Origin of the sequence: Burkholderia sp. SIMBA_051 (assembly GCF_046534915.1) — a bacterium.
In the GTDB taxonomy this organism is placed as follows: Bacteria; Pseudomonadota; Gammaproteobacteria; order Burkholderiales; family Burkholderiaceae; genus Burkholderia; species Burkholderia ambifaria.
Window position 1 is genome coordinate 176843 of record NZ_JAWRXS010000006.1, and the last position, 13659, is coordinate 190501.

General features: G+C 67.0%; 14 protein-coding genes and 1 pseudogene. 9 read left to right on the plus strand and 6 right to left on the minus strand.

The window, feature by feature from the left end; translation table 11 throughout:
• Positions 1 to 127: 127 nt before the first annotated feature.
• The 4 genes from livH to SB771_RS16405 are packed head-to-tail and all read left to right on the plus strand — an operon-like array spanning position 128 to position 3808.
• A complete protein-coding gene (livH, locus tag SB771_RS16390; protein ID WP_006749488.1) occupies positions 128 to 1054 on the plus strand; it encodes a high-affinity branched-chain amino acid ABC transporter permease LivH in 927 nt (308 codons plus the stop codon).
• Between the two features lie 11 nt (positions 1055 to 1065).
• Positions 1066 to 2337: a high-affinity branched-chain amino acid ABC transporter permease LivM gene (locus SB771_RS16395; RefSeq protein ID WP_011659409.1), complete on the plus strand. Its 1272-nt coding sequence runs from the start codon at positions 1066 to 1068 to the stop codon at positions 2335 to 2337.
• A complete protein-coding gene (livG, locus tag SB771_RS16400) occupies positions 2334 to 3107 on the plus strand; it encodes a high-affinity branched-chain amino acid ABC transporter ATP-binding protein LivG (protein WP_105831781.1) in 774 nt (257 codons plus the stop codon). Before SB771_RS16395 ends, livG begins: the two co-directional genes overlap by 4 nt.
• The gene (locus SB771_RS16405; protein ID WP_011659407.1) at positions 3107 to 3808 is read left to right on the plus strand and encodes an ABC transporter ATP-binding protein; all 702 of its coding nucleotides are present in this window, start codon (positions 3107 to 3109) and stop codon (positions 3806 to 3808) included. The genes livG and SB771_RS16405 overlap by 1 nt, the downstream gene beginning before the upstream one ends.
• Positions 3809 to 3899: 91 nt before the next feature.
• Here SB771_RS16405 and SB771_RS16410 read toward each other — a convergent pair.
• From SB771_RS16410 to SB771_RS16425, 4 genes and pseudogenes are all read right to left on the minus strand, one after another.
• Positions 3900 to 4061, minus strand: a pseudogene (locus SB771_RS16410) (LysR family transcriptional regulator); the annotation flags it as partial.
• Between the two features lie 180 nt (positions 4062 to 4241).
• Positions 4242 to 4649 carry a DUF2000 domain-containing protein gene (locus tag SB771_RS16415; RefSeq protein WP_175658853.1) on the minus strand — a complete coding sequence of 136 codons (408 nt, stop codon included), beginning with the start codon at positions 4647 to 4649 and terminating at the stop codon, positions 4242 to 4244.
• Positions 4650 to 4693: 44 nt separating this feature from the next.
• Positions 4694 to 5554, minus strand: coding sequence for an AraC family transcriptional regulator (locus SB771_RS16420; protein ID WP_175658854.1), 861 nt, complete (start codon positions 5552 to 5554; stop codon positions 4694 to 4696).
• Between the two features lie 73 nt (positions 5555 to 5627).
• Positions 5628 to 6605: an AraC family transcriptional regulator gene (locus SB771_RS16425; protein ID WP_175658855.1), complete on the minus strand. Its 978-nt coding sequence runs from the start codon at positions 6603 to 6605 to the stop codon at positions 5628 to 5630.
• 45 nt (positions 6606 to 6650) lie between these two features.
• Here SB771_RS16425 and SB771_RS16430 point away from each other — a divergent pair, with 45 nt between their 5' ends.
• A complete protein-coding gene (locus tag SB771_RS16430) occupies positions 6651 to 7400 on the plus strand; it encodes an SDR family oxidoreductase (RefSeq protein WP_175658856.1) in 750 nt (249 codons plus the stop codon).
• A gap of 74 nt (positions 7401 to 7474) precedes the next feature.
• Here the strand turns inward: SB771_RS16430 and SB771_RS16435 are convergent, their stop codons facing one another.
• Entirely contained in the window at positions 7475 to 8776 is a 1302-nt protein-coding gene (locus SB771_RS16435) for an aspartate aminotransferase family protein (protein WP_175658857.1), read from the minus strand.
• Between the two features lie 76 nt (positions 8777 to 8852).
• Between SB771_RS16435 and SB771_RS16440 the strand changes: the two genes are divergently transcribed.
• Positions 8853 to 9737 carry a LysR family transcriptional regulator gene (locus tag SB771_RS16440; RefSeq protein WP_175658858.1) on the plus strand — a complete coding sequence of 295 codons (885 nt, stop codon included), beginning with the start codon at positions 8853 to 8855 and terminating at the stop codon, positions 9735 to 9737.
• A 37-nt stretch (positions 9738 to 9774) separates the two neighbouring features.
• Here the strand turns inward: SB771_RS16440 and SB771_RS16445 are convergent, their stop codons facing one another.
• Positions 9775 to 10197, minus strand: coding sequence for a VOC family protein (locus SB771_RS16445; protein ID WP_175658859.1), 423 nt, complete (start codon positions 10195 to 10197; stop codon positions 9775 to 9777).
• A gap of 249 nt (positions 10198 to 10446) precedes the next feature.
• On the opposite strand from SB771_RS16445, the gene SB771_RS16450 reads away from it, so the two are divergent.
• The 3 genes from SB771_RS16450 to SB771_RS16460 all read left to right on the plus strand — a co-directional run bounded on the left by SB771_RS16450 (position 10447) and on the right by SB771_RS16460 (position 13658).
• A complete protein-coding gene (locus SB771_RS16450) occupies positions 10447 to 11346 on the plus strand; it encodes a LysR substrate-binding domain-containing protein (protein WP_175659730.1) in 900 nt (299 codons plus the stop codon).
• 162 nt (positions 11347 to 11508) lie between these two features.
• Positions 11509 to 12258: an SDR family NAD(P)-dependent oxidoreductase gene (locus SB771_RS16455; protein WP_175658860.1), complete on the plus strand. Its 750-nt coding sequence runs from the start codon at positions 11509 to 11511 to the stop codon at positions 12256 to 12258.
• A gap of 74 nt (positions 12259 to 12332) precedes the next feature.
• Positions 12333 to 13658, plus strand: a complete 1326-nt coding sequence (locus tag SB771_RS16460) for an MFS transporter (RefSeq protein ID WP_175658861.1) — start codon at positions 12333 to 12335, stop codon at positions 13656 to 13658.
• The last annotated feature ends 1 nt before the right edge of the window (position 13659 follow it).

Genomic DNA, 13659 nt, shown 5'->3' on the forward strand with positions numbered 1-13659 from the left:
AGGGCGGTGCGCATTTGGCCGTTGCGCGGCCAAGGGGCGGCCCGAGACGACACCGTGCGTTGCGCGCGGCCGAACGCCGTGATCCGGCGACGGCATGCGACCCAGCGCCAACGGGAGCTTCCCGCACATGACTGACTTCTTTCCTCAATTCGCCCAGCAACTGGTCAACGGCCTGACGCTGGGTGCGATCTATGCGCTGATCGCCATCGGCTATTCGATGGTCTACGGCATCATCGGCATGATCAACTTCGCCCACGGCGAGATCTACATGATCGGCGCGTACGTGGGCCTCGTGACCCTCACCGCGATCGGCATCTCCGCCGGCTATCCGTTGCCGCTGGTGCTCGGCGCCGCACTGATCGTGTCGGTGATCGTCACGGGCCTGTACGGCTTCGCGGTCGAGCGCGTCGCGTATCGCCCGCTGCGCGGCGGCCCGCGCCTCGTGCCGCTGATCTCCGCGATCGGCATGTCGATCTTCCTGCAGAACTACGTGCAGATCGGCCAGGGGGCGCGCGACGTGTCCGTGCCGGTGCTGATCTCCGGCGCGTTCGAGATCCATCTCGGCGGCGACTTCGACGTGACGATTCCGTATGCGCGTCTGTTGATCGTCTGCGTGACGCTCGTGCTGATGATCGCGCTCACGCTGTTCATCTCGCATTCGCGGATGGGCCGTGCGTGCCGCGCGTGCGCCGAGGACATGAAGATGGCGAACCTGCTCGGCATCGACACGAACCGCGTGATCTCGTTCACGTTCGTGCTCGGCGCGATGCTGGCGGCCGTCGGCGGCGTGCTGATCGGGCTGACGATCGGCAAGCTGAATCCGTACATTGGCTTCGTCGCGGGCATCAAGGCGTTCACCGCCGCGGTGCTCGGCGGGATCGGCAGCATCCCGGGCGCGATGCTCGGCGGCGTGCTGCTCGGCCTCGCTGAAACCTTCGCAGCAGGCTACATGCCGGCCGAGTACAAGGACGTGGTGGCGTTCGGCCTGCTCGTGCTGATCCTGCTCTTCCGCCCGACTGGCCTGCTCGGCAAGTCGGACATCGAAAAGGTCTAAGGGAGACGCAGATGAGTCAAGTCATTTCCGTTCGCCGTCCGGCCGCCGACGCGTCGGTCAGCCAGGCGCTGAAGAATGCCGTGGCCGCCGCGTTCCTGACGGCGATCCTCACGATTCCGGTGCTCGGGCTGCAGTTGAAGCTCGACGGCTATCAGGTGGTGCTGACGCCGCACTGGCGCCCGGTGTGGATCGCGGTCGCGGCCGTGTTCCTGTTCCAGCTGTTCAAGCCGTGGCTCGTGCGCGCGAAATCGGCGGTGAAGCTGCCGGCGCTGCCCGCGATGGGCGCGCAGCAGCAGCGGGTGGTCATCTGGGTGCTGCTCGCGGTCGGGCTCGTGTGGCCGTTCTTCGGCTCGCGCGGCGCGGTGGACGTCGCGACGCTCGCGCTGATCTACGTGATCCTCGGCCTCGGGCTGAACATCGTGGTCGGCTTCGCGGGCCTGCTGGACCTCGGCTATGTCGGGTTCTACGCGGTCGGCGGCTATACGTACGCGATGCTGAACCAGTATTTCGGGCTGTCGTTCTGGGAGTGTCTGCCGATCGCGGCAGTCGCCGCGGCGACGTTCGGCTTCCTGCTCGGCTTCCCGGTGCTGCGCCTGCGCGGCGACTATCTCGCGATCGTCACGCTCGGCTTCGGCGAAATCATCCGCCTGCTCGCGAACAACCTGACGAGCCTCACCGGCGGCCCGGACGGCATCTCGAGCATTCCGAAGCCGACGGTGTTCGGCTTCGAGATGGCGCGCTCGGCGAGCGTCGAAGGCGCGAAGACCTTCCATGAGCTGATCGGGCTCGAATACAGCGGCGAGCACATGGTGATCTTCCTGTACCTGATCGCGCTGGTGCTGGTCGGTTTCACGCTGTTCGTGACGAGCCGCCTGATCCGCATGCCGATGGGCCGCGCGTGGGAAGCGCTGCGCGACGACGAGATCGCGTGCCGTTCGCTCGGTCTGAACCCGACGCGCATCAAGCTGTCGGCGTTCACGCTCGGCGCGGCGTTCGCGGGCATCGGCGGCGCGTTCTTCGCCGCGCGTCAGGGCCTCGTGAATCCTGAATCGTTCACCTTCATCGAATCGGCGCTGATCCTCGCGATCGTGGTGCTCGGCGGGATGGGCTCGCAGCTCGGCGTGATTCTCGCGGCGATCCTGCTGACCGTGCTGCCGGAAGTCGCGCGCGGCTTCGCCGAGTACCGGATGCTGATCTTCGGTCTGGTGATGGTGTTGATGATGATGTGGCGTCCGCAGGGCCTGCTGCCCGCGAGCCGTCCCCACGTGGAGCTGCCGCAATGAGCGCGAATGCAGAGCTGTTGAAGGTCGCCGGGCTGCAGATGCGCTTCGGCGGGTTGCTCGCGGTGGACGGCATCGATTTCGACGTGCGCCGCAACGAGGTGTTCGCGATCATCGGGCCGAATGGTGCAGGCAAGACCACGGTGTTCAACTGCGTCGGCGGCTTCTACAAGCCGACCGGCGGCGACGTCGTGCTCGACGGCCACGCGATCGGCGGGCTGCCGAGCCACAAGATCGCGTTGAAGGGCCTGGTGCGCACGTTCCAGAACATCCGCCTGTTCAAGTCGCTGACGGTCGTCGAGAACCTGCTCGTCGCGCAGCATCGCAAGGTGAAGGCCGGGCTGCTGCCGGGCCTGTTCTCGACGCCCGCGTATCGTCGCGCCGAGAAGGACGCGCTCGAACGCGCGGCCGTGTGGCTCGACCGGATGGGGCTGAGGTCGGTCGCCAACCGGCCGGCCGGCACGCTGTCGTACGGGCACCAGCGGCGTCTCGAGATCGCGCGCTGCATGATCACCGAGCCGCGTCTGCTGATGCTCGACGAGCCCGCGGCCGGCCTCAACCCGCAGGAAAAGATCGAGCTGCAGCATCTGATCGACAAGCTGCGCCACGAGTTCGGCGTGTCGGTGCTGCTGATCGAACACGACATGAGCCTCGTGATGGGCGTGTCGGATCGCATCCTCGTGATGGAGCACGGCCGGCCGATCGTGATCGGCACGCCGGAAGCGGTGCGCAACGACCCGCGCGTGATCAAGGCGTATCTGGGGGAAGAGTGATGCTGAAGCTGGAACAGGTCCATACGCACTACGGCGCGGTCGAGGCGCTCGCGGGCGTGTCGATCGAGGTGAAGAAGGGCGAGATCGTCACGCTGATCGGCAGCAACGGCGCCGGCAAGACGACGCTGATGATGACCGTGTGCGGCACGCCGCGCGCATCGTCGGGCCGCGTGCTGTTCGAGGGCAACGACATCACCGCGATGTCGACGCACCAGATCATGCGGCAGGGGATGGCGATCTCGCCGGAAGGGCGGCGCGTGTTCCCGAGCCTGACGGTGCTCGAAAACCTGAAGATGGGCGGCTTCTTCGCGAGCCGTCACGAGATCGACGATGGCATCGAGCACGTGTTCAAGCTGTTTCCGCGCCTGAAGGAGCGCGCGACGCAGCGGGCCGGCACGATGTCGGGCGGCGAGCAGCAGATGCTGGCGATCGGCCGCGCGCTGATGAGCAAGCCGCGTCTGCTGCTGCTCGACGAGCCGACGCTCGGCCTCGCGCCGCTCGTGATCGCGCAGATCTTCGACATCATCCGGACGATCCGCGACGAAGGTGTCACGGTGTTCCTGGTCGAGCAGAACGCGAACAAGGCGCTGGGTGTGGCCGATCGCGGCTACGTGCTCGAAACCGGGCGTGTGGTGCTGGCCGACACGGGCGCGAACCTGCTCGCGAACGACCGGATCAAGCAGGCGTATCTCGGCGGGTGATGAGGAATGCCGCCGGCCTGCAATGGGGCGGCGGCGTTGTTGCCTGACTTATTGCTTTCGCATGCAAGGCCGGTCCCCGGCCTTGTCTTTCCTATCCAATCCTGAACGTGCTTTTCAGTACGTCGCGCAGATGCAGCGCGGCGCGATTGCTGTCGTCCGTCAGGACGGTGATCAGGTGCGGCGGCAGATCGGGCAGCACGACCCCGGCGACGTGGCTCGTCAGGTTGCCGGACACGCGATCGCGCTCGACGAGGCACATGCCGATCGCAGTTAATGTGTAGTTAAATCAGCGCCGATCGTAGTCAAATAGGCTACATCTGCGCGCAAGCGCTCCTGATTGATGTAAAGGCGTGGTTGGACGGGAACAAGCCGGAGTTGGTGGGCGCGCAGTAGCCGTTACAGTGTGGAATCGTCGGCTCGAAACGATGGTGCGTCACGCGTGCAACGCCAGCCCCTTCACGGCCTTGTCCACGGCCTTCTTCGGTCCGTGCAGCGCCAGCCCGACCAGATCCAGATTGTCCGCATCCCCGGCGCGAAACACTTCGCGGTTGGCTGCGTCGTGCCCGGTCGAAAACATCGCATGCACGTACGGCACGATCGTCAGCTCGCGCGACAGCGCCTGCCGGTGTGCGGCCTGCAGTCCGTTCAAGTCGGACGCGAACACCAGCATCGGCTGGCCCAGCATGCGTCCGTAGCGGCGGCCCGCCGCATCCTCGTAAGGCTCGCCGAGCGCGTCCGGCGCTTCGGCCGCGACGCCCGTCGCGAGAAACGCGACCACATTGAGTTTCTGCCACGCCGCGAGATCGTCGCGCACGATCAGCGCTACTTTCGTATCGAACATGCTTGCTCCTGGTTGGAGCCTCGATGATCGGATGTCGCGCGCGCTCAGTCTGGAACGTTTGTGCACAGTTGCCGGTACGCGGCCGGCGTGATCCGGTACGCGCGGCGGAACCAGCGGCCCAGGTGGCTCTGGTCGGCGAAGCCGACGTCCGCGGCCGCCTCGGCGGGCGTGCGGCCGGCCGCCAGCAGCCGGCGCGCGGCGCGCAGCCGCAAGCGCACCAGGTACGCGTGCGGCGACGTGCCGTATGCGCGCTGGAACAACCGCGTCAAGCGGAACCGGTCGATCCCCGCGGCGCCGGCCAGCTCGTCGAGGCCGAGATTGCCATCCATGTGTGCATGCAGCAGATCGCGCACGCGCGCGATCGCCGGCGGCACGACGCTGCTTTCCAGCGCGAGCGGGGCGCGCCGCAGTTCGCCGCCGAGCCGCGTCAGCAAGCGGTCGAGCGTCTGGTCGCGCGCGAGCCGGCCTTCGTTGCCGTGGATCGCGACAAACGCGTGCCGGATCGCATCGACGAGGCCGCGATCGTCGACGAGCGTATGGCCGAACGCGGCTTCGACGCTGCCGAGGCCCGGCAGGTCCAGCCGGCGCGCCGCGCGTTCGACCCATGCTTGCGGCAGGTACAGCATCCCGTAGGTGAAGCCGCCCGCTTCGGGCGCATGGCCGTCGTGCATCGCGCCGGGTTCGATCAGGATCGCGCGGCCCGGCACGCTCGTATGCAGCGAACGGTGGCACTGGAAACGCTGCACGCCCTGTTCGGTGAAGCCGACCAGCATGTCGTCGTGATCGTGCGCATCGTACGCATGGCCGTTGAAATGCGCGTGCAGGCTTTCGATGCCGGTTTCCGCATCGCGTCGCGCGACGAGCCAGTGGTCGCGCGTGTCGGGATTGTTTGCCGCTGTCGTCATCGCGTGCCTCGCGCGTCGTCGTTGCGTGACCGGTAGTGTACGCAGGTCGCGGGATGGCGGTTGCGGGTGCCGGTCATGCGTCGCTCGCCGCCGCGCGTTCGTCGCGCGCATATTGCGCGGGCGGCCGGCCCACGTGCCGCGTGAACGCGACGCTGAAGGTGCTCGCGGAACTGTAGCCGACGCGCCCGGCGATCTCCGCGATGCGCCCCTCGTCGCGGCGCAGCAGGTTTTTGGCGAGCGCCATGCGCCAGGTGAGCAGGTATTCCATCGGCGCGACGCCGACCGCGCGGCTGAAGCGTTCGAAGAAGGTCGAACGCGACAGCGCCGCTTCCTTCGCGAGCTCGACGACCGTCCACGGGTGCGCGGGGCGTTCGTGCATTCCGCGGATCGCGGCGGCGAGGCGGCTGTCGGCGAGACCGCGCACGAGGCCGGGCGATGCGCCCGTGTCTGCGGAAAACCGCAATGCCTCGATCAGCAGCACTTCCACGAGGCGCGACAGCACGAGTTCGCGCGCCGGCCGCTGCGCCCGCGATTCGTCGCGCACCAGTTGCACGAGCGTGGTGAGGCGCGGTTCACCGCGCACGTGCACGTATTGCGGCAGCAGCGACACCAGCAGTGCCGCATCGGGCGAACTGAAGCTGCAGTGGCCGGCCATCAGGCGCGTGTCGACTGGGCGGCCCGCGTCGCCGATCCGGTATTCGCCGTTGTCGAGCACGACCGGCGCGGCCGTTTCGACGCCCGGCGGCGGCAGTTCGAGACTGGATATCGCGACGCCGTGGGCCGCCGGAATCAGCACGAAATCGCCGGGCAGCAGCTCGATCGGCGGATGCCCGTCGATCGCGACCCGGCATCCGCCTTCCAGGACCACGCAATAGAACGGCTCGCCAGCGACCGTCCGGCTGATGCGCCAGGGGCTCGCGCCGTGAACGAGTTTGGAATACCGCGTGCTCGGCTGCAGCAGCGTCACGACCTCGGCTAGCGGATCGATCATCGCCGGACTCTCGCAAAAGAAAATCGGATTTTCGATTGTAGCGAATACGGATGCCGCCATCTATCGTACGGACACATGCCCAACACGTCACAGGAGTGAGTTCGCATGAAGACCGTATTGATCACCGGCTGTTCCTCCGGCTTCGGCCTCGAGATCGCCCGTCATTTCCTGGCCCGCGACTGGCAGGTCGTCGCGACGATGCGCACGCCGCGCGACGACGTCCTGCCGCCTTCGGAGCACCTGCGCGTGCTGGCGCTCGATGTCACGAACCCCGACAGCATCCGCGCGGCGATCGACGCCGCCGGCCCGATCGACGTACTCGTCAACAATGCGGGTTTCGGCGCGGCCGCGCCGGCCGAACTGATGCCGCTCGACACCGTGCGCGCGCTGTTCGAGACCAACACGATCGGCACGATCGCGGTGACGGAAGCCGTGCTGCCGCAGTTGCGCCGGCGCGGGGCCGGCGTCGTCGTGAACGTCACGTCGAGCGTCACGCTGAAGGTGCTGCCGCTGGTCGCCGCCTATCGCGCCAGCAAGGCGGCAGTTAATGCGTACACCGAATCGATGGCGCTCGAGCTCGAACCGTTCGGCGTGCGCGCGCGTCTCGTGCTACCGGGCCGTGCACCGGACACCCGTTTCGCCGACAACGCGCGCGTGCACATGCACGGCTTCGAGCACGAGGCTTATGCGGAGTTTGCGGCGGGGGCCTTCAAGCGCATGGTCGACGAATCCGCGCCGATTACCCATGCGCGGGACGTTGCCGAAGCCGTGTGGCGTGCGGCCACCGATCCGGCGTGCCCGATGCGCATTCCGGCCGGCGCCGATGCCGAAGCGTGGGCGGCCGAAGCGCATTGATCGACCGGACACCACGAGCCGTCGCGCCGGCCATTCGAACCGGCGCGGCGGCGCGTGCGCGGTAGGGCGGGGCGTTACAGCGCGCGCGCGATCGCCTGCTCCAGCAGCGACAGGCCGAGATCGATCTCTTCGTCGCTGACGGTCAGCGGCGGCGCGATCCGGAACACGCCGCCCATGCCGGGCAACTGCACGATGTTCATGCTGAGCCCGAGCTTCATGCATTCGCGCGTGATCTTCGCGCCGAGCCCGTCCGCCGGCTCCTTCGTCCAGCGATCCTTGACGATCTCGACGCCGAGCAGCAGCCCGCGTCCGCGCACGTCGCCGATGCAGTCGAAGCGCTCCATCAGGTCGAGCAGCCCGCGCCGCAGCCGGTCGCCCATCACGTTCGCGCGCTGGACGAGGCCGTCGCGCTGCACCACGTCGAGCACGCGCAGGCCGACCGCGGCCGGCAGCGGATCCGACACGTGCGTCGTATAGAACAGGTAGCCCAGTTCGTGCGCGCGCTCCTCGATTTGCGCGGACGTGACGACGGCCGCGAGCGGCAGCCCCGCGCCGAGCGTCTTCGACAGCGTGAGGATGTCGGGTGTCACGCCGTCGCGCTGGCACGCGAACATCGTGCCGGTGCGCCCGACGCCGGTTTGCGCTTCGTCGAGAATCAGCAGCATCCCGCGCGCCTCGCACTTGCGCTTGAGCGCCGCCATGTAGCCTTCCGGCAATTCGATGATGCCGCCGGAGCTGAGGATCGGCTCCGCGATGAACGCAGCGAGGTTGCCGCTCGACTGACGGTCGATCAGGTCGAATGCGTAGTCGAGTTCGGCGAGATAGTCGTACGTGCCGCCGCGCTCGAAGCGCGGCCGGTACGTGAACGGCGCCGGAATCGCGAACGAGCCGACGGCCGCCGGGCCGACACCCCTGCGGCCGGCGCTGTACGTGGCGGACGCCGCCGCGCCCGTCATCCCGTGCCACGACTGCGCGAAGCCGACGATCTCGTACTTGCCAGTGACGAGCTTCGCCATCCGGATCGCCGCTTCGTTCGATTCCGCGCCGGTGCTCAGCAGCAGCGCGCGATCGAGCCCGGGCGGCGTGATGTCGGCGAGGCGCGTCGCAAGGTCGACGACCGGGCGCGACAGCATCCCGCTGAACAGGTGATCGAGCTTGCCCGCGTATTCGCTGATGACGGAGACGATCTCCGGATGGCAGTGGCCGAGCACCGCGCTCATCTGGCCCGACGTGAAATCGAGGATCGCGCGGCCGTCGGCGTCGTAGACGAAGCTGCCTTGCGCGCGCTCGATGATCATCGGCTCGAACGTGCCGCCGTAGCGGATCAGATGCTGCCTGGCGTTGTGCCAGAAGGTTGCGTCGTCGTTCAGGGACATCGGGCTTCTCCGGACAGGGCCAAGGATCGGTTGCAGTCTAGGCGCCGGTCTGGTTTTATGGAAACGAATACTTCTTATGCAAGGTAGAAAGGGAGCTAATACCTTGGGACGCTCGCTCGAAATCGACCTGCTGCGCTCGTTCGTCGTCATCGCCGAGGTGCGCTCGCTCAGCCGCGCGGCGGCGCGGGTCGGCCGCACGCAGTCGGCGCTCAGCCAGCAGATGCGCCGGCTCGAGGAAAGCGTCGACCAGCCGCTGTTCCAGCGCACCGGGCGCGGCGTGGTGCTGACGCACCCGGGCGAGCGGCTGCTCGTGCATGCGCAGCGCATCCTGCGGCAGCATGACGAGGCGATGGCCGACCTGTGCGGCACGGGGTTGTCGGGCAGCATCCGGTTCGGGTGTCCAGACGATTACGCGCAAGTGTGGCTGCCGTCGCTGTTGCGGCAGTTTTCGAGCCAGCATCCGCAGGCGATCGTCGAGGTCGTGTGCGGGCCGACGCCGCGGTTGCTCGAACAGCTCGACAAGCGTGCGGTCGATCTCGCGATGATTTCATTGCCGGACGACGGATCGACCGACGACGTCATCCGTCGCGAGCAACTGGTCTGGATCGGTTATCCGGGCCTCGATGCCGCGCAGTTCGATCCGTTGCCGCTCGCGCTTTCCGATCCCGATACGCTCGATCACATCGCAGCCTGCGACACGCTGAACCGCGCCGGCCGCGACTATCGCGTCGCGTATGCGAGCAGCAGCCTTGCCGGGCTGATCGCCCTGGTGCGTTCGGGGCAGGCGTTCGCGGTGATGACGCAGACGGCGGTGCCGGCCGATCTGGCGATCCTCGCCGGCGATCGCGGGCTGCCGCCGCTGCCGGCGGTGGGCATTACGCTGCGCTTCGACCGGAAGCGGCCGTCGCATTTGACGGCGGCGTTTGCGGAGCATATTCGGGCGGTGTTGCCGTTGCTGTGACGGGCAGTATTCGCTCGGGACAATGCGGCGGCGGCCGTCAATCGCCCGGCATCAACTCCGGATTGAAGACGATTTCCCACAGATGCCCGTCCGGATCCTGGAAGTACCCTGCATAACCGCCCCAGAAAGTCTTTCCGGCCGGCTTGACCAACCGGGCGCCGGCGGCAAGCGCTTGCCGCATCACGTCATCGACTTCGTGCTCGCTCGCGACGTTGTGCCCGATCGTGAACTCGGTCGCGCTGCGCGCCGTCACCGGCAGCCCGGCGTCGTGCGCGATGTTGCCGCGCTCGAACAGCGCGAGCTTCAGTCCGTTCTGGAAGTCGAAAAAGGCGACTGCGCCGTGTTCGAACTCGGTGCCGATGATGCCTTGCGTCGGCAAACCCAGCCCGTCGCGATAGAACGTCACGGCGGCGTCGAGATCGTCGACGCCGAGGGTCAGCACACTGATTCGGGGTTTCATGGGGGAGCCTCTACCGGATGAGTGGCGATGCGAATGCGAAGATGAAAGGGTATCCGCGATCGAACGCACGTGAAAGCCGCCTGTCCGTGGCCGGCACTTTTCGCCGGCGGGGAAGCACGCGAGGAACGACCACTTCGCGACCGGCGTTCTAGAATTGACGCGCGAACGACCGAATCGCCTTTACCCGCCCGATGCCGCGACGCCGACACCGGCCCGTCGGGCGAACTGCTCTCTTCAACGGATTCCAACATGCGCATCCCGCCGCTCAAGGCCATCATCGCGTTCGAAAGTGTCGCCCGGACCAAAAGCGTCAATCGCGCGGCGGAAGAGCTCGGCCTGACCGCGTCCGCCGTGAGCCACCAGCTCAGCAACCTCGAATCGCAGATCGGTCAGCCGTTGTTCCAGCGCTCGGGGCGCGGCCTCGTCCTCACGCCGACCGGCGAGCGCTACCTGACGGACGTCACCGGGTCGCTCGCCGACTTGAGCCGCGCAACCGAGCGTGCGTCCAGCCGCACGGAAGTGGACATCCTGCGCGTGCATTCGAGCCCGAGCTTCGGGTTGATGTGGCTGCTGCCGCGGCTGTCGTCGTTTCAGGAGGCGAACGGCGATATCCAGCTGAATCTGGCGTGCTCTTACGAAAACGTATCGTTCTCGAACGGCTTTTACGATATCGACGTCCGGCACGGCTACGGCAACTGGGACAACCTCGAGGTCCGAACGGTGCGCGGCGAGTTCATTGCGCCGCTCGCGTCGCCGCACTACCTCGAGCGGCACCCGGTGAAGGCGCCGGAAGACCTGCTCGCGCATCGGCTGATCTATTCCGAAACGCCGCTGGTGCAGTGGAAGCAGTGGTTCGGCCGGGCCGGCGTACCGCTCGCCGCTCAGAAGACCTTCGATTTTTCATTCGACCGCTCGTACATGTCGCTCGAAACCGCGGCACTGGGCCTCGGCATCGCGCTCGAAAGCCTGATGCTTGCGTCGGTGAAGATTCGCGAAGGGTTGCTGGTGCCGGTGTTCGACGCAACCCATGCGGTCGAAGTCGGCGCGCATCATCTCGTTTGCCCGCGGCAGAACGCCGAACTGCCGCGCGTGAAGCGCTTCCTCGCGTGGATCGAGCGGGAGGTCGCGGGCCACGGGCGGGCGAGCTGAGCGAAGCGCCTCTGGTCCGTACGCAATATTGCGTTGCAGCACGCCGCGACGGACCGCGCGGCGTCATCTGAAATTTTCTCAACTATGGCTGAGCGTTTCCGCGTTGATGCGGGTGTCGGGCGAGCCGACACTCTGGACACACATCAACACAGGAGACGAACGATGTTGCTCGACAACAAGACCATCATCGTGACCGGCGCGGCGTCGCCGCGCGGCATCGGCAAGGCCACCGCCCGCGCGCTCGCTGCCCACGGCGCGCGCATTGCGATTCTCGACCTTCGTCGCGAAGACGCCGAGGCGGCTGCCGCCGAACTCGGGACGGGCCATCTCGGGCTGGCTTGCGACGTGACCGATCGCGATGCGTGCGTGGCCGCGGCCCGCGCGACGCTGGAGCGCTATGGGCGTATCGACGGCCTCGTGAACAACGCCGGCATCACGCAGCCCGTGCGCACGCTGGACATCTCCGGGCGCGACTTCGATGCGATCGTCGACGTGAACCTGCGCGGCACGCTGTACATGTCGCAAGCGGTGCTGCCCGCGATGAAGGAGCAGCGTGGCGGCAGCATCGTCTGCATGTCGTCGGTGTCCGCGCAGCGCGGCGGCGGCATCTTCGGCGGGCCGCACTACAGCGCCGCCAAGGCCGGCGTGCTCGGCCTCGCGAAGGCGATGGCACGTGAATTCGGCGCCGACCATATCCGCATCAATTCGATCACGCCGGGCCTGATCCAGACCGACATCACCGGGGACAAGCTGACGCCGGAAATGCGCGAGGAGATCATCAAGGGCATTCCGCTCGGCCGCCTCGGCGATGCCGCCGATGTCGCCAATGCATGCCTGTTCCTGCTGAGCGACCTGTCGAGCTACCTGACGGGCATCACGCTCGACGTCAATGGCGGGATGCTGATTCACTGAGAACGGCGCCGCGAAGCGCGCGGCGCCGACCATCATGCACCCGGGACAACCCGGGGCCATGGCAGGAGACAAAGATGAGAGCAAAGTACCCCGCATCGCCGGTTCAGGGCGACATGCTGCAACGGGACGATGCACGGACGTTCGAAGCGGCCACTTATGCGAAGGTCGCGCGCCGGCTGATCCCGTTCCTGATGTTGTGCTACCTGGGCGCGTATCTCGACCGCGTCAACGTCGGATTCGCGAAACTGCAGATGCTCAACGATCTGCGCTTCAGCGAGACGGTATACGGGATGGGCGCAGGCATTTTCTTTCTCGGCTACTTTCTGTTCGAAGTCCCGAGCAACCTGATCCTGCATCGCGTCGGCGCGCGCCGCTGGCTCGCGCGCATCATGCTGACGTGGGCCGTGATTTCGGCCAGCTTCGTGTTCGTCAAGTCGCCCGCCGCATTCTATGCGCTGCGGTTTTTGCTCGGCGTCGCCGAGGCGGGTTTTGCGCCGGGCGTGATCCTGTACCTCACGTACTGGTTTCCGTCGGCGCGTCGCGCGAAGGCGCTGTCGATGTTCTTCATGGCGATTCCGCTCGCCGGGATCATCGGCGGCCCGCTGTCGGGCGCGATCATGCACTCGCTGCACGGCGCGATGTCGATGGCGGGCTGGAAGTGGCTGTTCCTGCTCGAGGCGCTGCCTTCGTTGGTGCTCGGCTTCGCGATCCTGCTGTATCTCGACGACGGCATCGCCGGCGCGAAATGGCTGACCGACGCCGAAAAAGCCTTGCTGACGCGCAACGTGTCGGCGGATGCCGAGCACACGACCGCCCATCTGTCGATTCGTGCATTCGTCGCCGACCGCCGCCTGTGGCTGATGGCCGCGATCTATTTCTGCGTCGTGCTCGGGCAGTACGGGCTCACGTTCTGGCTGCCCACGATCATTCGCAAGGCAGGTGTCGCCGATCCGCTGTGGGTCGGCCTGTTCACCGCGGTTCCGTATGCGTGTGCAATCGTCGCGCTGCCGCTGATCGGCATCAGTGCGGATCGCCGCCGTGAGCGCCGCTTCCATCTGGCGGCGCCGATGCTGATCGCCGCGGCGGGCTTCGCGACGTTGCCGCTGCTCGGCAGCGTCGGTGCGTCGATCGTGTGCCTGAGCATTGCGTCCGCCGGCATCCTCGCGTCGTCGTCGCAGTTCTGGTCGCTGCCGACGGCGCTGCTGGGCGGGATGTCGGCAGCCGCCGGGATCGCCGCGGTCAACTGCTTCGCGAACCTGGCGGGCTTCTTTTCCCCGGCGATCGTCGGCTGGCTGAACGACCTGACCGGCAAGTCGACCGCGGGGCTGCTCTTCATCTCCGCCGCGATCACGGTCGGCGCACTGCTGGTGTTCCTGGTGCCCCGATCCGTCAACCGCTGAT